Source organism: Marinobacter sp. 2_MG-2023 (assembly GCF_030546935.1).
In the GTDB taxonomy this organism is placed as follows: domain Bacteria; phylum Pseudomonadota; class Gammaproteobacteria; order Pseudomonadales; family Oleiphilaceae; genus Marinobacter.
The window spans coordinates 90,748-109,602 of the sequence record NZ_JAUOPH010000006.1; the positions used below are offsets into that span (position 1 = coordinate 90,748).

Annotated in this window: 16 protein-coding genes; 7 read left to right on the top strand and 9 right to left on the bottom strand. The window is 54.1% G+C overall.

What is annotated here, in order from left to right; genetic code table 11:
* Window positions 1-16 precede the first annotated feature (16 nt).
* From pqqA to pedF, 5 genes are all read right to left on the bottom strand, one after another.
* On the bottom strand, window positions 17-88 hold the full coding sequence (gene pqqA / locus Q4501_RS15895; RefSeq protein ID WP_007153157.1) for a pyrroloquinoline quinone precursor peptide PqqA: 72 nt from the start codon (window positions 86-88) through the stop codon (window positions 17-19).
* 264 nt (window positions 89-352) lie between these two features.
* The gene (locus Q4501_RS15900) at window positions 353-1,873 is read right to left on the bottom strand and encodes an aldehyde dehydrogenase family protein (RefSeq protein WP_303597250.1); all 1,521 of its coding nucleotides are present in this window, start codon (window positions 1,871-1,873) and stop codon (window positions 353-355) included.
* Window positions 1,874-2,055: 182 nt separating this feature from the next.
* Complete coding sequence (locus Q4501_RS15905) at window positions 2,056-3,831, bottom strand: PQQ-dependent methanol/ethanol family dehydrogenase (protein ID WP_303597251.1); 1,776 nt, start codon at window positions 3,829-3,831, stop codon at window positions 2,056-2,058.
* Window positions 3,832-4,042: 211 nt separating this feature from the next.
* On the bottom strand, window positions 4,043-4,996 hold the full coding sequence (locus tag Q4501_RS15910; protein WP_303597252.1) for an ABC transporter substrate-binding protein: 954 nt from the start codon (window positions 4,994-4,996) through the stop codon (window positions 4,043-4,045).
* Between the two features lie 76 nt (window positions 4,997-5,072).
* Window positions 5,073-5,525, bottom strand: coding sequence for a cytochrome c-550 PedF (pedF, locus tag Q4501_RS15915; protein ID WP_303597253.1), 453 nt, complete (start codon window positions 5,523-5,525; stop codon window positions 5,073-5,075).
* 357 nt (window positions 5,526-5,882) lie between these two features.
* On the opposite strand from pedF, the gene Q4501_RS15920 reads away from it, so the two are divergent.
* Together Q4501_RS15920 and Q4501_RS15925 are read left to right on the top strand one after the other, a co-directional pair.
* A complete protein-coding gene (locus Q4501_RS15920; RefSeq protein WP_303597254.1) occupies window positions 5,883-7,739 on the top strand; it encodes a methanol/ethanol family PQQ-dependent dehydrogenase in 1,857 nt (618 codons plus the stop codon).
* A gap of 73 nt (window positions 7,740-7,812) precedes the next feature.
* Window positions 7,813-8,466 carry a pentapeptide repeat-containing protein gene (locus tag Q4501_RS15925; RefSeq protein WP_303597255.1) on the top strand — a complete coding sequence of 218 codons (654 nt, stop codon included), beginning with the start codon at window positions 7,813-7,815 and terminating at the stop codon, window positions 8,464-8,466.
* Between the two features lie 35 nt (window positions 8,467-8,501).
* On the opposite strand, the gene Q4501_RS15930 is transcribed toward Q4501_RS15925, so the two are convergent.
* Complete coding sequence (locus Q4501_RS15930) at window positions 8,502-9,158, bottom strand: response regulator transcription factor (protein ID WP_303597256.1); 657 nt, start codon at window positions 9,156-9,158, stop codon at window positions 8,502-8,504.
* Entirely contained in the window at window positions 9,155-10,420 is a 1,266-nt protein-coding gene (locus Q4501_RS15935; RefSeq protein WP_303597257.1) for an ATP-binding protein, read from the bottom strand. Before Q4501_RS15935 ends, Q4501_RS15930 begins: the two co-directional genes overlap by 4 nt.
* A gap of 180 nt (window positions 10,421-10,600) precedes the next feature.
* On the opposite strand from Q4501_RS15935, the gene Q4501_RS15940 reads away from it, so the two are divergent.
* From Q4501_RS15940 to Q4501_RS15960, 5 genes are all read left to right on the top strand, one after another.
* Window positions 10,601-11,758, top strand: coding sequence for an ABC transporter substrate-binding protein (locus Q4501_RS15940; RefSeq protein WP_303597418.1), 1,158 nt, complete (start codon window positions 10,601-10,603; stop codon window positions 11,756-11,758).
* A gap of 42 nt (window positions 11,759-11,800) precedes the next feature.
* Window positions 11,801-12,775, top strand: a complete 975-nt coding sequence (locus tag Q4501_RS15945) for a YVTN family beta-propeller repeat protein (RefSeq protein WP_303597258.1) — start codon at window positions 11,801-11,803, stop codon at window positions 12,773-12,775.
* Entirely contained in the window at window positions 12,772-13,497 is a 726-nt protein-coding gene (locus Q4501_RS15950; protein WP_303597259.1) for an ATP-binding cassette domain-containing protein, read from the top strand. The genes Q4501_RS15945 and Q4501_RS15950 overlap by 4 nt, the downstream gene beginning before the upstream one ends.
* Complete coding sequence (locus Q4501_RS15955) at window positions 13,494-14,297, top strand: ABC transporter permease (protein ID WP_303597260.1); 804 nt, start codon at window positions 13,494-13,496, stop codon at window positions 14,295-14,297. Before Q4501_RS15950 ends, Q4501_RS15955 begins: the two co-directional genes overlap by 4 nt.
* A gap of 271 nt (window positions 14,298-14,568) precedes the next feature.
* Complete coding sequence (locus tag Q4501_RS15960; protein WP_303597419.1) at window positions 14,569-15,246, top strand: response regulator transcription factor; 678 nt, start codon at window positions 14,569-14,571, stop codon at window positions 15,244-15,246.
* 7 nt (window positions 15,247-15,253) lie between these two features.
* Here the strand turns inward: Q4501_RS15960 and Q4501_RS15965 are convergent, their stop codons facing one another.
* Window positions 15,254-17,533, bottom strand: coding sequence for a hybrid sensor histidine kinase/response regulator (locus Q4501_RS15965; protein WP_303597420.1), 2,280 nt, complete (start codon window positions 17,531-17,533; stop codon window positions 15,254-15,256).
* The gene (gene nosP, locus Q4501_RS15970) at window positions 17,517-18,791 is read right to left on the bottom strand and encodes a nitric oxide-sensing protein NosP (protein ID WP_303597261.1); all 1,275 of its coding nucleotides are present in this window, start codon (window positions 18,789-18,791) and stop codon (window positions 17,517-17,519) included. The genes Q4501_RS15965 and nosP overlap by 17 nt, the downstream gene beginning before the upstream one ends.
* Window positions 18,792-18,855 lie beyond the last annotated feature (64 nt).

An 18,855-nucleotide genomic window follows, 5' to 3' on the forward strand; every position in this document is an offset into this window, starting at 1 on the left:
CTGACCGCTTCAGGCTTCAGCGGTTGGCGAAGTACATAGTGACTTCGAAACCGATACGCAGGTCTTCATAAGCTGGTTTTGTCCACATAACACTTACCTCTTATTGTCGTGATTGCTTACGTGTCAGGAGAATTACGGCACTTCTGCCACATTCCCAAAACCATCCTAAAGGCAGGCGCCAAACACCAATATGGTACTTTCGCACTGTTTTAGGGGCACCTTTAGTTGCGTTCGGGGAACGACTCTTTCAGCCAAAAAAAACCCTCAGCAGACGCTGAGGGCAAAAAGGTGCACACCCGGTGCGCAGTTCCACCATCAAGCCCGTGTGGGGAGCAAGACGGTGGCGTCATCGTCAGAAAAAGCCTAGAGGATTGATGTCGTAGCTGGTCAGCATGCACTTGGTTTGCTGGTAGTGATCAAGCGCCAGTTTGTGGGTTTCGCGGCCAATACCCGACTTCTTGTAGCCACCGAAGGCCGCATGAGCCGGATAAGCGTGGTAGCAGTTCATCCAAACCCGACCAGCCTCAATGTTGCGACCCATGCGATACGCCACATTGGTATCCCGGGACCAGACACCAGCGCCCAGACCAAACTCAGTATCGTTGGCGATTGCCAGCGCTTCTTCCTCAGTCTTGAAGGTTGTCACACCTACGACAGGGCCGAAGATCTCTTCCTGGAACACCCGCATCTTGTTATCGCCCTTGAACAACGTGGGCTGAATATAAAATCCGTTAGCGAATTCACCTTCCAGGTGTTCGCGATCTCCACCAGTCAGAACCTCTGCACCCTCCTGCTTCCCGATTTCAAGGTAAGACAGGATCTTGTCAAACTGTTCTTTACTCGCCTGAGCGCCGACCTGTACATCGGTGTCCAGTGGGTTGCCACGCTTGATTGACTTGGTGCGGGCTACCACTTTTTCCATAAATTCTTCGTACATGTCTTCCTGCACCAGAGCGCGGGACGGACAGGTGCATACTTCACCCTGGTTAAAGAACGCCAGAACCAGACCTTCTACACACTTATCGACGAACTCGGGCTCTGCCTTCATCACATCCGAGAAGTAAATATTGGGTGATTTTCCGCCCAGCTCCACAGTGGAGGGAATGATGTTTTCAGCCGCGCACTTGAGAATATGTGATCCGACCGGGGTTGAGCCGGTGAACGCAATTTTGGCAATGCGCTTGCTCGTAGCCAGCGCCTGACCGGCTTCAATGCCGTAGCCGTTGACCACGTTAAGAACACCCTGTGGCAACAAATCACCGATGACTTCCATCAACACCAATATACTTGCAGGTGTCTGTTCGGCCGGCTTCAGCACTGTACAGTTACCAGCAGCCAGACACGGGCCCAGCTTCCAGGCTGCCATCAATATCGGGAAGTTCCAGGGAATGATTTGTCCCACCACGCCCAGCGGCTCGTGAAAATGATACGCCACTGTATTGTGGTCAATTTCGCCCATATGCCCTTCCTGGGCACGAATGCAGCCCGCAAAATACCGGAAGTGATCGGCTGCCAGTGGGATATCGGCATTAAGGGTTTCACGAACGGCCTTGCCGTTATCCCAAGTTTCGGCGACCGCCAGTTTTTCCAGGTTGGCTTCGATGCGGTCAGCAATCTTCAACAGAATATTCGAGCGCTCAGCCGCCGAAGTACGCCCCCACGCCGGAGCTGCTTTATGGGCTGCATCCAGTGCCAGATCAATATCCTCTGCGGTTGAACGCGGAATCTCGCAGATCACTTCGCCTGTCACCGGCGAGATGTTTTCAAAATACTGCCCTTTTACCGGGGCAACCCACTCACCGCCAATGTAGTTTCCGTACTGGGACTTGAAAGAAACGACCGAGCCTTCCTTTCCTGGTTGTGCGTAGATCATGGTTCTAACCTCTTTTTGTGTTTGTTGCTCGCCAAGGTGGGCTTTCGCATTTACGGAATCAATATAGGCACTAACGGCTGTCTGTTGAATGCTGCGATAGAGGCGAAAAACTCCTCCCTTGGTAGTAGGCGCCAGAGCTATTCATTGTTGCCTCTGGCGCCCACGCTCATTGCATTTGGGCGTTACTGGCTGGCAACGCGGTCCTTCGGCAGCCTGAACGTCCACACCATACCGCCCTGGTTGAAATCTTTAACTACCTTGGCTACTTCGCCACCCCATAGCGGAACAGCCCCACCCCAACCCGACGCAACGGAAACATATTGCTCGCCATCCATCGTCCAGGTTACTGGCGTACCTACCACACCAGAGCCAGTGTTGAACTTGTATAGTTCCTCACCAGTCTTGGCATCAAACGCTTTCAGGTAACCTTCCGGAGTACCGGTAAACACAAGATTGCCAGCGGTGGCCATTACCCCACCCCACAAAGGTGCGGGGTTTTCATAGCGCCACACTTCCTCTCCGGTTTTCGGGTCCACCGCCCGCAGGACACCGATGTAGTCATCATTCGCAGGTTTAATGGTGAAGCCTGCCCCCAGATAAGCCCCGCCCTTCTTGTAAGACACCGGCTCATTCCAGATATCCATAGACCACTCGTTCGAGGGTATATAAAAGAGGCCTGTGTCCTGGCTAAACGCCATTGGCATCCAGTTTTTACCACCCAGGAACGCCGGCTGCGCCAGAACTGTCTCGCCTTTTGCACCATCTATTGATGACGGATCACCCGGGCGCCCGCCCTCGGCATAAATAGGCCGGCCGGTTTTCGGGTCAAGCCCTGTAGCCCAAGTGATCTTGTCGACGAAGGGAAAGCCGCGAATGAAGTCGCCATTCTCACGATTAAGAACATAGAAAAAGCCGTTACGGTCAGCTGTGGCCGCTGCCATCACTTTTTCGCCATCTTCTTCGTAGTTGAATGAAATCAGCTCGTTCACACCATCGTAATCCCAACCGTCGTGGGGCGTGGTCTGGAAGTGCCATTTGATACTTCCGTCGTTCGGGTCGATAGCCAGACGCGAGGATGAAAACAGGTTGTCGCCCGGGCGCAGGTGTGAATTCCAGGGTGCAGGGTTACCTGTGCCGAAAAACAGCGAATCTGTGTCCGGGTCGTAGGTGCCGCCCAACCAGGTTGCGGCACCACCGTTTTTCCACAAATCACCTGGCCAGGTTTTACCGGCTTCGCCGCCAGAAATGCCATTTTCAACAGCCTTGCCGTCTTTGTAGACATAGCCCATGTGGCCTTCAACAGTAGGCCGTGTCCAGATCAGGTCACCGCTTTCGGGGTCATAGGCTTCTACTTTGCCCACCACACCAAACTCACCGCCCGACACCCCGGTGATCAGCTTTCCCTTGACCACAATCGGCGCAGCCGTGATGGCGTAACCTGCCTGATAATCGGCAACCTTTTTAATCCAGACAGGCTTGCCGGTGTCTTTGTTCAAAGCCACCAGCTTGGCGTCGAGAGTGCCGAAATACACTTTATCGCCGTACAGGGCAACGCCCCGGTTAACCACGTCGCAACAAGGCATAATGCCGTCCGGCAAGCGAGCATCGTATTGCCAAAGCTCTTCACCAGTGCGCGCATCAATGGCGTATACACGGGAATAAGACGCGGTCACATACATCACCCCATCTTTGATCATGGGCTGGGATTCCTGGCCTCGCATTTTTTCGCTGCCAAATGAAAACGCCCAAGCCGGCTGCAAAAAGCGGATGTTATCGGTATTCAAGTCTTCAATGGTGCTGAACCGTTGACCTTGAGTACCCATGCCATAGCTGACGATGTCCTCTGGTGTGCTGGCATCGTTAAGGATATCGTTGTCGGTGACGGCTTGGGCGCCGCAGGACACAGCCAACGCCAGGGTGCTGACTGCAATGCGAATGCCGAATCTGTTGGGTCTCATGATTGCGTTCTCCGAGTCTCTTGTTGTCGGTTTTCGGTAAGCCGGGAAGTTTTCCCGTCTGTTAGCAGATTCTTCGCTTTGCCCACGCAATCAACAATGCCACCGCGGATGTGGTTTTCTCATCACTTGGTCGTACTACCCAACAAAAAGCCCGTGCCAAGTGCACGGGCTTCGGTTAGATCTACAGTTTGAAAATGCTCACCAGAATACGTCAGTTGCTACCTTCAGCCCGGGCAATGGCCTCCTCACTCAGAAATTCCCGGTAGTATTGCGGCAGGCTGTAGCGCAAACGCTGCTCAGCGAACAAGGTGTCCAGATCGCCCGACTTCACCAGGGTTCCAATAATCTCTTCCAACGCGTAACCCAGCTGACGATGGGTGTGCTTGATAGCCATACCCACATCCCAAACCTGCTTGCCAATGCCCGGAAATCCATTGCCGGCCGCCTTGAAATTGCTGTTTTCTTTCTTGGCCAACTCATGATCAATTTCGGCACGCATGCCCATAACAGCGCTGACCTGGCCATCGCGCATAGCACCAAACGCCTCTTGAACGTTGGCATAGTGGCGTACTTTGTCGCGAATACGACCATTCAGCCCCGAGGTCAGGTAAAAATCTGGCAGGGTGTCAATTTCCACGCCTATCGGGTGGTATTGAAACATCGCGATGGTGTCGACCGACTCCATCTTTTGCGGATTGTAGGCAATCTGCCAGGTCTCCTGCTGGTAGGGCCCGAACAGGACAACCTGCTCATTCATGTATTCGCCTGTGGAGTCTTGCATATAGGCGTATTTTTTATCGTATGGCACCCGCATCATCACGTCCGCCAATCGTCGCTTGGCAAGATAGTGTCCTTTCCACACATTGTTGCGAAGGTCATCACCCAGGTTTTCATCGGGCACTATCCAGTGCACTTTGAACTCTACGCCCATCTCTGCCGCAATGCGCTTGCCCAGTTCGACATCGATGCCTTGCGGCTCCCCATCGGCCATATAGGAATACGGTGGGAAGTTCTGATAGACACCAACTTTCAGATACCCGGATTCAAGAATGATGTCGTAGGTGCGCTCCGCCGGGCGATTCAGAAGCATATCGCCGTCGTCTACCTCCTGTGCAACGCCCGCTTGAAACACCAGCATCATCAAACACAGAAATAGCGCTTTCATTATTTTCTCCCCAACGGCAAAGGGCCAGCGCGACGCCAGCCCATTATCGAACATGTTTTTTTGATACCAAAGCCGTTCACTCGGGCTTGGGCAATGATTCGACGTAGGTTTTTATTGCCCAGATGGCGTTTTGATCCAGGGTAGTTTTCCAGGAAGGCATACCACGGTCGGTGCCGTTCTGAACCCTCGTCATGTAGTACTCGTCGTCCCACTCTGAGAGTTCGCGCAAATCCGGAGTCAATCCACCCGACATTGCTCTGATACCGTGACAGGCAGCGCAATTGCCAGCGTATGCACTTTCCCCGATCTCTACCGCGAGTGACTTTGCATCGGCGTGGGAGCCGCCTTCACGGAACGGGTTTTCATACAGTACCTCTTCGCCCAGTACCGGGAGGTCGCCGGTATCAACAGCCTGGGGGGTCACGTTGCCATGCGCAACAACTAAGCCCGCAGCGCTTAAAAAGGCCGCCGTTGTCAGCGCTCTGACGGGTAACAAGCGTAAAAAGGAGAGTGAAAAGTAGCGTGCCATGATTCTTACCTCTGTTGGTGCCTGATGCTCTGGCTGTTGGATTTATGAGCTGCCAGCAACTGCAACCAGTGTAAGAACACCCCCAGAAAATCCGAATGCCACTTTCGAGGTCTCGACTTAGTTCCTTGGTAGTAGACAGTAGGAGCGAAGCCCAAAGCACGACAGGCATATCTGCCCGCCGTAAAGGGACCATTTATCAGGCACAAAGGGGGCGTACGGGCATTTTTCCCGGTTTTTTATGGCTTTTTCCCGATTCTCTAATGGGTTTTGCCGTCGCTGTGGGCGGCGACTCAGGCCAATACTCAGTGCGTCGAGTACAACAGCGAAGACGTCACAACAATAACCTGAGGAACGAATATGAACATCATAAGCAAACAACGCCCATTAATACGTGGAATCGGTCTGGCCTTGCTTCTGGGTACCGGTAGCGGTCTGGTCGCAACGCAAAGTCACGCTGCAGGAGTAACCTGGGACGATATTGCCAACGATGCTGAATCCGTGGAGAACGTACTGGGTTACGGAATCGGCCCAAAAGCCCAGCGTTACAGCCCGATGACCACCCTGAACAGGGACAATGTGGAGCGGCTGGTTCCGGCCTGGTCCTTCTCGTTTGGTGACGAGAAGCAGCGTGGACAGGAGTCCCAGGCGCTGATTCACGACGGCGTGATTTACGTTACCGCATCTTACTCGCGCATATTTGCCCTGGATGCAAAATCCGGCAAACGTCTATGGGAGTACACACACCGTCTGCCCGAGGGCATTCGCCCCTGCTGTGACGTGGTCAACCGCGGTGCCGCGATTTTTGGTGACAAGGTGTTCTTTGGCACCCTGGATGCTGGCATCGTTGCCCTGAATAAAGATACCGGCAAAGTGGTTTGGCGCGAGAAGTTTGGCGATCACGAAGCGGGCTACACCATGACGGGAGCCCCGACTCTGGTCAAAGATCAGAAATCCGGCAAGGTTCTGCTGATTCACGGGTCTTCCGGCGATGAGTTCGGCGTTGTAGGTAAATTGTTTGCCCGAGACCCTGAAACCGGTGAAGAAGTCTGGATGCGCCCTTTCGTGGAAGGCCATTTCGGACGTTTGAATGGAGAGAAGAGCACCCCGACCGGCGATGTAAATGCACCGAGCTGGCCTGATGACCCCAACACTGAAACCGGAAAAGTAGAGGCCTGGAGCCAAGGCGGCGGCGCCCCCTGGCAAAGCGCCAGCTTTGATGCTGAAACCAACACCATTATTGTTGGCGCTGGCAACCCGGCACCCTGGAATACCTGGCATCGCACCTCTCCTGGTGGCGACCCCGCCGATTATGACAACCTGTATACCTCTGGCCAGGTGGGTGTCGACCCGACCACCGGCGAAGTTAAATGGTTCTATCAGCACACCCCTAACGACGCCTGGGATTTCTCGGGCAACAACGAATTGGTGCTATTCGAATACACCGAAGACGGCGAAACCGTTAAAGCTACCGGCCATGCGGACCGGAATGGTTTCTTCTACGTAGTTGACCGCGCCAATGGCGAGTTCAAAAAGGGCTTTCCATTTGTTGACAACATTACCTGGGCCTCTGGCATTGGTGATGATGGGCGCCCGATGGAAAATAAAGGCCAACGCCCACCACCGGTCAAAGAAGGCGAAAGCCGCGGCGAGTCCATTGAAGTATCACCACCATTCCTGGGTGGCAAAAACTGGAACCCGATGGCCTATAGCCCTGACACCGGCTTGTTCTATATTCCAGCCAATCACTGGAAAGAAGACTACTGGACAGAAGAAGTCACCTACAAGAAAGGTGCGGCTTACCTCGGACAAGGTTTCCGTATCAAGCGCATGTACGACGATCATGTCGGCATTCTCAGAGCTATGGACCCGGTCAGTGGCGAGATTGAATGGGAACATAAAGAGAATATGCCGCTCTGGGGCGGCGTGCTCACCACAAAAGGCGGACTGGTGTTTACCGGTACAGGTGATGGCTACCTGAAGGCCTTTAACTCTGAAACCGGTGAGGTACTCTGGCAATTCCAGACAGGTTCCGGAATTATCTCCTCGCCCATCACTTGGGAGATGGACGGTGAGCAGTACGTTGGCGTGGCCTCTGGTTACGGTGGAGCAGTTCCCTTGTGGGGTGGTGATATGGCCGAGCTAACCAAGCCGATCTCACAAGGCGGTTCATTCTGGGTATTCAAGCTGCCCTCCTGGGCGCAGGCTTCCCGTTAAGTTCCAAGCCATCCGGGCCTGGTGTGAACGCACCAGGCCCTTTTCCTGAGCACATAACTGTAGAGTTTACATTATGAAACTGCTTATCAGCGCTTCGCTTTTACTGCTCACATTCCCCCTTATGGCCGGCGACTACATGGCCGGACAAGACCAACCACCGGTGCTCAATGGCTGCGTTCTGGAGCAAAACGCCAAATGCGAAGGCGTTGACCTGCAAGGCGCTGACCTATCGAACATGGATTTGCGCGGTGCCAATTTCAAAGGCGCCAACCTCAGCGGTGCTAACCTGAACCACACCAGCTTGCGCGGCGCCAATCTCGACGGCGCTAACCTTGATGGTGTCAGCGGTTATCGTCTGCAGGCTTACCGAGCCACGATGCGCGGCGCAAAGGTGCGCGACGCAAAGCTTCAGGGAATGCAGGCCGAATACCTGTTTGCCCAAGGCGCAGACTTCAGCGAGTCAGACCTGACCGGTGCCAATTTTTCCTTTTCCAGATTTTCAGGCGCCAGGCTACAAGGCAGCAACCTGTCTTTCAGCAATTTCGAAATTGCCTGGCTACCCAAAGCTGATTTCCAGGGTGCCAACCTGCATGGGGCTAACCTGCAGGAAGCAAAGCTCGGGCTGGCCAATTTGGCAGACGCAAACCTGACCAACAGCAGAATTCACTACGCAACCTTCGAAGGGACTTATATGGAGGGCTGCACAGGATGCCCGTTTGATTGGTAACCGGAGTCTCACAGGGTTGTCGTCAGGAGCCGGTTTCAGGATCTTTGGCCAGCACCTCGCTGGCCATAACGCACCAGGCCCGCGTCTACTGCAAGATGTATCAGTTCCACGGAGGAACCAACCTGTAATTTGCTTTTCAACAGCGCCAAATGATTGGACACGGTTTTGCTGCTGATACAAAGCTGCTCTGCAATACCCGAAACGTTGTCGCCCCGGGCATACATCAACAGAACCTCCATTTCTCTCTGGGTCATATCTTTCAGACGATAATCAACAGGCCGTTCGCTATTCATTGCCAGGCGTGTAGCAATGGCATGCTCAATGTAGGGCTGACCAGACGCCACTCGCCTGACGGCTTCTGCGAGTTCCTCCGGCGCACAGCTCTTGGATACAAATCCCATACTGCCCACATCCAACGCCTGGCGCACCAGAGGTAGTTCATCGTGCATAGTAAAAAACAGGATAGCGGCCCCCTGCCAGCGCTGGCGAACACGTCGCCCAACCTCAAGCCCGGAGATATCCGGCAGCCCCATATCCAGTAACAACACATCAGGCCGACACGGCCCATATTGGGTGACAGCCTGCTGACCGTTCTCCGCCTCGGTGACCTCCATGCCAGGAATCATAGAGCGAAGCAAATTCGCAATGCCCTGGCGAACCACCTGGTGGTCATCCACAATCATCAGTTTCATAATAGGCTCCCAAACGCACAGGACGGATGCAGCGGAACGGCTAACTGTATTTTCGTGCCCTCGCCAACCTTGCTCAAAAATCGCACACGCCCCCCCAGACAACGAGCTCGCTCGTGCATCGAGCGCAGTCCCAACCCGGCTTTTTCAGGAAAATTGTCGGTACCTGCGCCATCGTCACGCAGTTCAATATGCAGCTCACCTGCGTTCAGGGTGACCGCAAGAGTGGCGCAGGTTGCGTTCGCATGACGCGATACATTATTCAGGGCTTCCTGCAGAAATCGATACAGGTGCGTTTGTTGCTCTCCGGACATGTCTGCCAAGTGTTCATCCATCGTCAGCTGGCAATTCAGACCGCTCAGGTGCTGCCACTGCTCGGCCAGGTGCTGAATGGCACCTGCCAGGCCCAATTGTTCCATCGCTAACGGATGCAAATCCTGTAGCAGGTGACGAAAGTGCCGCTGAACCGTTTCACAATGCCCAGCCAGGTCCCGGGCTTGCTGCTTCTGGCGCTCGTTCAGTTCCGGGTCATAAACCCAACTTTTTGCCTGGGCGCGAATACCCGTCAGGTACTGGCCAAGATCATCATGCAACACCCGGGCAATGTGCTCCCGTTCCCGGTCTTGCAGCTGCAACAACTCGTTGAGCAGACGGCTAACGGTTTGCTGCTCGTTCTCAAGTGCTAAAACCATATGATTGAAGCGCTGCGCCAGGGTGTCCAGCTCCATAACCCGCTGGCTTGGCAAACGCGACGCCAGACAACCGTCGGCAACGGCAGCCATAGCAGAGGAGAGTTCGGTCAACGGCCGCACTCCCTGCTTTACCATCCAGAACAGCGCCAAAAAACACAACACCATCCCCACCGCGTAGGAAGCCGATATCAGCACAAAGCCCTCCCAGACTTCCTCCACTTCGTCCGCTGGATCTATACGCCAGCCGTTCACCACCTCAAAAGCACGTTCGCCAGTAACGATGCTAGCAAACCAGAAAGGCACTTCATGATTGACAGCTGAACCGGAGCCCTGCGTGGGGCGCATGTGACGAAGGGACTGAACCACATCCGGAGGCAAGGTTTCCGCTGCCCCCAAAGATTGAGCAACGCCGGATACCGCCGCCAGTTCCCGACCAATATCGTACTGAGCCTGCTGCACATACAGTACTGCACCCACGCCATAAATAGCGGTAAACAGGAGCAGCATCAGCAGGGAAATCTTCCGGAAAACCGTCATTTTCAGTGCTCGATAAAGTGCATGGAAAGCCAGCACGTATGCTTGTATCCCATGCTAAACAAGCTGTCCGGGAGCGGAATAGTCCTTTAGTACTGGCAGTTTCCTACTTTCTGAATATTCCCGGGACTTTTTCCCTTCACTAAGCTGGTCACACAATAAAAACCGGAGAGCGCCATGCTTCACTATGTGTTTCGTTTAAGGTTCCGACCATCACTTATGGTCGTCACTTTTCTACTCGCCGCTCTGACCGTACTACCCGCCACTGCGGCAGACCCGCTGAATGTGCGCATCGGCTACCTGCAATGGAAACCAGATACCGGGCCGGTGCTATCCAATGTGTTGCCCGAACCGAAAGATGCCGGCTTACGCGGTGCTGAACTGGCCATCGCCGACAACAGCACTACGGGCAAGTTCATGGGGCACAACTATGAGCTGACTACCCAGGTGACGGATTCGGAGCAGGCAGCCATTACTGAATTTGAGGCGCTCCAACAGCAGGGCGTTCAGGTGTTCGTGGCCAACGTGCCTGCCAGCACACTGGCTGCCATGATGAACAAAGCAAGCGCCGACACTCTGGTTTTTAACGCAGGTGCCGCCGACGACACGCTGCGAACCCGGGAGTGCAACAGCAACCTTCTGCACACCATCCCCAGTTACGCCATGCTCACAGACGCCCTTAACCAGTGGTTACAACTGCGGCGCTGGAACGCGGTATTTCTGATCACCGGCCCCACCGCAGAAGATCTTGCATGGGCCGACGCCTTTCGCCGTTCAGCCAAGCGTTTCGGAGTGAAAATTATTGAAGATAAGCCCTGGACCTTCGATGCAGACCTGCGTCGCACTGCCGCCAAGGAGTTACCACTTTTCACCCAGGCAAAAGACTATGACGCGGTAGTGGTGGCGGATGTGCGCGGCGACTTTGGCGAATACGTGCCTTTCAATACATGGCTGCCACGCCCCGTGGTTGGCACTCAGGGCATGTCACCGGTGGCCTGGCATCGAGTTGTTGAAAGCTGGGGTGCGGCGCAGTTGCAAAGCCGTTTCCAGGAACTGGCCGGCCGTAATATGAACAGCGCCGATTACGCCGCCTGGACGGCCGTTCGCTCAGTGGGTACCGCGGTTACTCAAACGGGACAAGCTGATGCCAGCAGTATCCGCCAGTTTATCTTCAGTGACCGCTTTCAATTGGCCGCTTTCAAAGGCAGAAAACTGAATTACCGGCAGTGGAATGGCCAGCTACGCCAACCCATTCCCCTGATACATCCGAGAGGTTTGGTGGCAACTGCACCCTTCGAGGGTTTTATTCACCCGCGCACCGAAATGGACACCCTCGGCTTTGATGAGCCGGAAAGTAATTGTCGTATCAACGGCTGACCGCCTGCGCGCTCGCCATTCAGAACAATAAGGAGTTTACCGATGAAATCGCTGCTCAGAAAAACCGTTTTGGCCTCCCTTATCGGGTTGTCCGCACCTGCAATGGCAAGTGTTGCCTACGTGTCCAACGAGAAGGACAACACCTTGTCGGTGATTGATACCGCAACCATGGAGGTCGTAGAAACCATTGAGATTGGTGCCCGGCCGCGGGGCATTCTGCTGTCCAAGGATTACACCAAGCTATACATCTGCGCGAGCGATGACGATACGGTTCAGGTGCTGGACCTGGCCAGCCGCAAAATTATAGACACCCTGCCCTCGGGTGAAGACCCTGAGCAGTTCGCCCTGCATCCGAACAATAAACACCTGTACATTGCCAACGAAGACGATGCGATAGTAACCGTGGTCGACGTTTCCACCAAGGTTGTTCTTGCCCAGATTGATGTCGGTATAGAGCCCGAAGGCATGGCCGTGAGCCCGGATGGCAAGTGGGCTGTGAACACCTCGGAAACCACCAGCATGCTGCACTGGATCAACACTGAAACGTTTGAAATCGACAAGAACATTGTGGTGGGCCAGCGCCCGCGACATGTGGAATTCAGCGAAGACAGCAAGATCGCCTGGGCTTCAGCGGAAATTGGCGGCACCGTTCATATCATTGACGTGGACAAACTCGAGCAGATTCACGAAATGTCCTTCAAAGTGCCGGGGGTCAATCAGGACCGGGTGCAACCCGTTGGCATTGAGCTGACGTCTGACGGCAAATATGCATTTGTCGCACTTGGCCCCGCAAACCACGTGGCGGTGGTGGATGCCAAAACCTACGAAGTGCTGGATTATCTGTTGGTTGGCAGCCGGGTGTGGCAGCTGGACCTGAACAAGGATCAAACTCAGCTTTACACCACCAATGGTGTTTCCGGCGATGTGTCAGTGATTGATATAGAGGACATGAAGGTTATTAAATCAATCAAGGTGGGACGCTACCCCTGGGGCGTAGTGATCGACCCTAACTCATGACACTGACCGCCAGGGATATCGGTTTTCGCTACGGTAGCCAACCGGTACTCACAGACATCAATTTTGCTCTCGACAAGGGGCGTTTTCACGCCCTGCTCGGACCTAACGGGGCGGGTAAATCTACCCTGTTTGGTCTGCTGACACGCCTGCTCGCTTTGCAGCAGGGCGACATTCTGCTCGCCGGGCGATCCCTGAAGAAGCACCCCGCCGAGGCCATGCGCCAGATCGGCGTGGTGTTTCAGCAAAACGCCCTGGACCTGGATCTGAGCGTACGCCAGAACCTTATGTATCACAGCGCTCTGCACGGACTCTCACGTAAGCAGGCGCGACGGCGCGGGGACCGGGAGCTGGAACGGTTTGATTTAATGGACCGGGCCAACGACGCAGTAAGAACACTTAATGGCGGCCACCGGCGACGGGTAGAAATTGCCCGCGCCCTGCTGCACCAACCTACATTGCTGTTGCTGGACGAGCCCACCGCAGGCCTGGATATCGCCAGCCGAAATGCCCTGAACGAACATGTTCGCCGGCTTTGCCGCGAAGACAACCTCACGGTACTTTGGGCTACCCATCTGATTGAAGAAGTACAAGAGCACGACCGTGTAATGATTTTACACCTTGGCCAGCTGATGGCTGACGAATCTGGCCACGAACTATGCAGACAGACGGCCACGGACAGTCTCGCGGAAACCTTCAAATCGCTTACCGGAGTGAGTTCGTGAAACTCATCGCTTACTGGCATTGTTTCGCCGGCGTTCAGACTCGTGAATGGCTGCGCTTTTGGCAACAACGTACACGGTTTGCCAGTGCGTTAGTGCGGCCACTGCTATGGCTGGTTGTGTTTGCCGCCGGTTTTCGCGCGGTTCTTGGAATATCCATTATCCCGCCCTATCAGACCTATATCACCTACGAAACCTACATTGCACCAGGGCTCTGCGGCATGATCATACTCTTCAACAGCATGCAGGGAGCGCTATCGATGGTTTACGACCGCGAGCTGGGCAGCATGCGGGTTCTCTTGATGAGCCCCCTACCGCGGCCTTTTCTGCTGGTAACAAAGCTGCTGGCTATGGGCTCGGTGTCGGTGGTTCAGGTGTATATCTTCCTGTTTATCGCCTTATTGGTGGACGTAAAGCCACCGATGTGGGGCTATCTGGCCGTAATGCCGGCGCTGATTTTAACAAGTTTAATGCTGGGTGCACTGGGGCTGCTGATTGCCACCTGGATAAAGCAGCTGGAAAGCTTTGCAGGGGTAATGAACTTTGTCATTTTCCCGATGTTCTTTCTCTCCTCGGCACTGTACCCGCTATGGCGTATGAACGAAGCCAGTCCCTGGCTGTACTGGGTGTGCCAGTTCAATCCCTTTACCCACGCAGTAGAAGCCATCCGTTTCTCGCTTTATCTGCAGTGGAGTCCTTTAGCCTGGGGAGTCAGTACAGGCGTTACAGTCATACTCGTTATTTTGGCCACAATCGGCTTCCGGCCACAGAGAACCAAAATTCTGGGCAGTAAACCAGCATGAGCATGCCCAGGCTGGCACCGGCAACAACCCGCCAAAATAGTACTTTAGTGCCAGTTTTTTGGTGCGATGGTCTCGTTCTACTGAACTCCGATATGGCGTGTAATGAGGCCGACACAATAATAACGAGGTTCCGCGGTCTTTACTTGTCGCCGGAAACCTTCAACAGGAGGTTGCCATGCTTGATGAACCCCATGCCGCACATACTCCCGAAACCCGCTATGATGGTCCGGTCACGACCCTTGATGCCGAAAACAAACAGGTAGAAACACTCATGGAGCCCGCATACAAGATACTGATAGCCGATGACCATCCACTGTTCCGCGAAGCGATTATCAGTGTTATCGAATCCGGCTTTGAAGGCAGTGAAATTCTTGAAACGGACGACCTCGATAGTGCGCTGGCAATCGCCAGGGAAAACGATGATCTGGACCTTATTCTGCTGGACCTGAATATGCCTGGCATGCACGGGTTGAACGGGCTGATCACGCTACGAAACGAAGCTCCAACTATTCCGGTCGTGATTGTTTCAGCGGAGGAAGAAAAGCAAGTGGTGCTCCAGGCCATCACTTACGGCGCGATAGGTTTTATTACAAAATCATCGCCGCGTGCACAAATGACGGAAGCCATCCAACAGATCCTGAACGGCAACGTATATCTGCCCTCAGACATCATTCGCACGGGGAAAGAAAGCGCTGGCCGTCGCAGGCGCAACGATGACAACCCAATTTCACCGGAATTGCTCAACTCCCTGACCCGACGCCAGCTGCTGGTGCTGGAACGGATGTCAAAAGGCGAATCGAACAAACAGATTGCCTACAACCTGAACATTGCTGAAACGACGGTGAAAGCCCACGTATCCGCAATACTGCGCAAACTCAGTGTGCATAACAGGGTGCAAGCTATTTTGTCTGCCAGTGATGTAGATTTCAGTCAGTACCTGAAACGCTAAGCTTTTATCAGTGAGGCGCGCGAGGGTGGCCAGAGATCATGTGGTTAAGCGTACTTCTTAGCTTTAATGGCTTAACCGGCTTGTTCATCAGCACATAACCAAGCTCGCGAATGTGCTGCTTGAGTTCGTTGGTGTAATTTGCCGTAATCATTACCACCGGAACCGGATTTTGACGCCGTTTATTAATGCTGGCCACAGCGTCTACACCTGTCTCATCATTGTCCAGATGATAATCTGCAAGTATCAGATCCACGGGGCTGACAACCGGATCTAACTGGCGCTCCAGTTCGGCCAGCGACGTGGCAGCTGTCACCCGGCACTCCCAGCCTTCCAGCAATATTCTCATGCCTTCACAGATAGCGTGATCATTGTCGATCACCCATATCCTCGCACCGCCCAAGCCATGATCCGCGGCCACATCAAGTGTCTTTTCGGTGGTTGCCCGTCGCGGCATCAGCTTGCCTAGCGGTACCCTGACACTGAATACCGAGCCCTTGCCTTCAACAGACGAAACGGTGATCTCGTGGCCAAGCATACGTGCAATTTTATCAACGATAGCAAGCCCCAGGCCCAGACCCTTATCAGGGCGCGAACCCTCAGGTCGTATCCGTTTAAATTCCTGAAAAATCTCACTGAGTTTGTCCTGGGGAATGCCGGGGCCGGTATCCCATACCTGCAACACAACGTGGCCTGCCTGACGCCGACAGCCCAGCAAAATACGCCCACTGCTGGTATAACGAATGGCATTGGTCAGAAAATTCCGAAGTATGCGCGCCAGTAACTGGGAGTCAGACACCACAATTGCTGAAGACGCCACAAAGTCCAGCGTAAGATTCTCTGCAATCGCCATCTGCTGACACTCGCGGGCGATGTTATTCAGTAGGTCGCGGAGGTCAAACGCGGTGACATCCGGCTTTATGACACCGGCATCCAGCTTTGAAATATCTACCAGGGTACCCAGCAAACTCTCTACGTCGTCCAGCGACGTACTGACCGAATGCACCAGCCCCTCGGCTTTAGGGCCAAAAGACTGCTCCAGCAATGCGCTGGTAAACAACCGGGCAGCGTTCAAGGGTTGCAACAGGTCGTGGCTGACCGCTGCCAGAAACTTGGTTTTCGACAAGTTTGCTTTCTCAGCTTCCTGCTTGGCCTCCTGCAACCGGGCCTCCGCCGAGGCGCGCTCACTGATTTCCTGGCGCAGCTGATTGTTCACCTCGGTTAGAGCCGAGGTCCGTTCCTCAATTCTGCACTCGAGGTCGTCGTAGGCCTGCTCCAGAGCGAGCGCAGTTTTGCGCCGTTCCGTAATGTCTCGAATGAGCACGAAAAAGCCGATAACGTCGCCTTGTTCATCGAAATTCGCAACATAGGAACGCATCATGTGGCGGACCTGACCCTGTCCATCCATTTCTTCAAATTCGAAGTTGACATTGTTACCGGCGAGCGCTTCCAGCATCTGCGGCAATAACCGTTGATATAGTTCTTCTGAATGCACATGCTCAAGGCGCTTGCCCAAGGGCGACTCGCCATTCAGGCCATACCAGGCTTCGTATACCTGATTGCAGAACTGAATACTCAAGTCGGCGCCAACGTAGGCAATCAGTGCCGGCACATGATCCGTTACCACGCGAACCCAACGCTCGCTCTCTTCAAGCGCTTTGATTCGGCGCGCCATTTCGCTGTTTTTTACATCTGTGATATCAGAGTACAGAACCACCAGACCACCTTCACGGGTAGGTCTTTCTGTCATTTGTTCCCACCGGTCATTGGAGAGCAGGAGCACCACTCCATCAGAATCTGGCTCACGATGCTCTTCGACAATCAAACCCGACTCGAGCGCCAGCTGCCAAACCGTGTCGATATCCGTGCCCGGGGCAGGTATCTCAACACCGGCATAGCGCCAATAACTACGAAAGCGGCTATTGCTCTGAATCAACTGGTGGCAATTATCAAAGAGCACAAAGCCATCGGCGATACTCTCGATAGCATCGCTCAGCCGTTGGCGGGTCGTTTCTTCTTCTTCACGGGCTCGGTTAAGCGCCTTGTTACTGTCGCGAAGTTCCTCCATCGCCTGACTCAAGGCTTCTGTGCGTTCTCTTACCTGTTCGGCCAGGACTACCGAATGCTCAAATGCGGCATAAGGTTCAGGCTTCTGGGCCGCACCGGACTCCACGCGTACAATCAGTGCGTCACAAATTTTACGCAGGCGCTCGTTATCCGCCTCAAGCGTATCAACACGCTGAAGCAACGAAGTTTCCGACTGCGACTGTTCGTTACGGGGAACCGGCATCAGGCTGGCCAATGACTACCCCCGTGAATGTCTGATTAATATGTATGCCGTCGAACTGCTCGCCATAAGTGTTGAAACCAACCACCTTATGTTCGCGCAGAAAATCCGAGAGCGCCGCCGCTTTACCCGTCAGTTCAGCTTCAAGGCGCCTTAAAAAGCAATCACAGCCAATGGTAACCAGCGGCGAACCTACAACATCTTCGGATATTTCAAGTTGTTGCTGCACTGTTTCGAGCAAGGATCCAGGGGCCATCGCCGTCATTACAATGCCGGTCTCCACCGCGCAGTAAAAGGTCAGGCTCTTATCCGGATTGACACGCTGTATGGACCGCACAAAGTAATGGCCGCCGATCTTTACACCCAGAGGCCGCAATGCGAACACCGTGCTGTCCAGTTCATCAGCCGCAACACCAACAGCACGGGCATAGGCATCAGCCGCCGGTTCTGCATTCAGTTCATAAACTGTTCGACTGTCAGAACAGGCATTAGTGACAACCAGCTTCTCATCGCCTCCCATCATGTGATGGCATGAAAATACACGGAAATCCAATGGGGTGTTCACCAACAGAACAGTTGCCGCCCCAGCGTAGAAACGCCCGTTGTAAAATACATGAGTGTTTGTCAGGCGCTCGTCATCGCCCGCTGACCCACCAAACTGCGGAATACTGCCCAGCGCGGCATTCAATGTTGAAAGCACGAGTTCTTCACGACTGGAAAGACCGTCCAGTAGCGTGATCGCAAAGGTGTTGCCTTTAATGGGTGCCAGTCGTGCATTGCGACAATTGTTTAACAGGCGATCAATCAGGCTTTGAGCGTCATGCAGTGAAAACTGATCCATTTCACGAATCAGAGCACATTCAATCGAAAAGAAACGGCTGTCGAAGCCGATAGCGGTGATACTACCCCGGTCATAGCCCCGGGTGGTTATCTCTCCGGCCGAGGTACAACCCGAAAGACGCACATTCGGAAATGCTTGCTCAAGAGCCGGGCCCAAAGATGCAAGGTCGTACTCTGCAGAACAGAAAAACAGAACACTGCCGAGATAGGAATGATTGAGTTCACTGGCAAGTTTCTTCGCCGCCAGGACCGGATCACGAAGGCAAGTGCTGGCGACCTGGGCGGGAGGCAAGTCCGTTACTGATGACATGGAGAGCACTTCCGCAGAACGAGAACGTTCCGCCCATTGTACAGCCTCGGCGCAACCCGCCAATGCGACTTGAGTGCTCTTTACAGGTGCGCCGAAATGATCGTAAGTCATTGATCAGACTACCCCGGTATCAGTACCCGATGTTACTACATAAGAAAAACCGGCACTTTAGTCC

Excerpts from the sequence above, each read along its gene's own strand:
- Q4501_RS15930 (WP_303597256.1), bottom strand. The coding sequence starts at position 9,158 with ATGAAACTGATGATTGTGGATGACCACCAGGTGGTTCGCCAGGGCATT.
- Q4501_RS15920 (WP_303597254.1), top strand. The coding sequence starts at position 5,883 with ATGAACATCATAAGCAAACAACGCCCATTAATACGTGGAATCGGTCTG.
- nosP (WP_303597261.1), bottom strand. The coding sequence starts at position 18,791 with ATGACTTACGATCATTTCGGCGCACCTGTAAAGAGCACTCAAGTCGCA.
- Q4501_RS15900 (WP_303597250.1), bottom strand. The coding sequence starts at position 1,873 with ATGATCTACGCACAACCAGGAAAGGAAGGCTCGGTCGTTTCTTTCAAG.
- Q4501_RS15945 (WP_303597258.1), top strand. The coding sequence starts at position 11,801 with ATGAAATCGCTGCTCAGAAAAACCGTTTTGGCCTCCCTTATCGGGTTG.
- Q4501_RS15960 (WP_303597419.1), top strand. The coding sequence starts at position 14,569 with ATGGAGCCCGCATACAAGATACTGATAGCCGATGACCATCCACTGTTC.
- Q4501_RS15910 (WP_303597252.1), bottom strand. The coding sequence starts at position 4,996 with ATGAAAGCGCTATTTCTGTGTTTGATGATGCTGGTGTTTCAAGCGGGC.
- Q4501_RS15950 (WP_303597259.1), top strand. The coding sequence starts at position 12,772 with ATGACACTGACCGCCAGGGATATCGGTTTTCGCTACGGTAGCCAACCG.
- Q4501_RS15905 (WP_303597251.1), bottom strand. The coding sequence starts at position 3,831 with ATGAGACCCAACAGATTCGGCATTCGCATTGCAGTCAGCACCCTGGCG.
- Q4501_RS15965 (WP_303597420.1), bottom strand. The coding sequence starts at position 17,533 with ATGCCGGTTCCCCGTAACGAACAGTCGCAGTCGGAAACTTCGTTGCTT.
- Q4501_RS15925 (WP_303597255.1), top strand. The coding sequence starts at position 7,813 with ATGAAACTGCTTATCAGCGCTTCGCTTTTACTGCTCACATTCCCCCTT.
- pedF (WP_303597253.1), bottom strand. The coding sequence starts at position 5,525 with ATGGCACGCTACTTTTCACTCTCCTTTTTACGCTTGTTACCCGTCAGA.
- Q4501_RS15940 (WP_303597418.1), top strand. The coding sequence starts at position 10,601 with ATGGTCGTCACTTTTCTACTCGCCGCTCTGACCGTACTACCCGCCACT.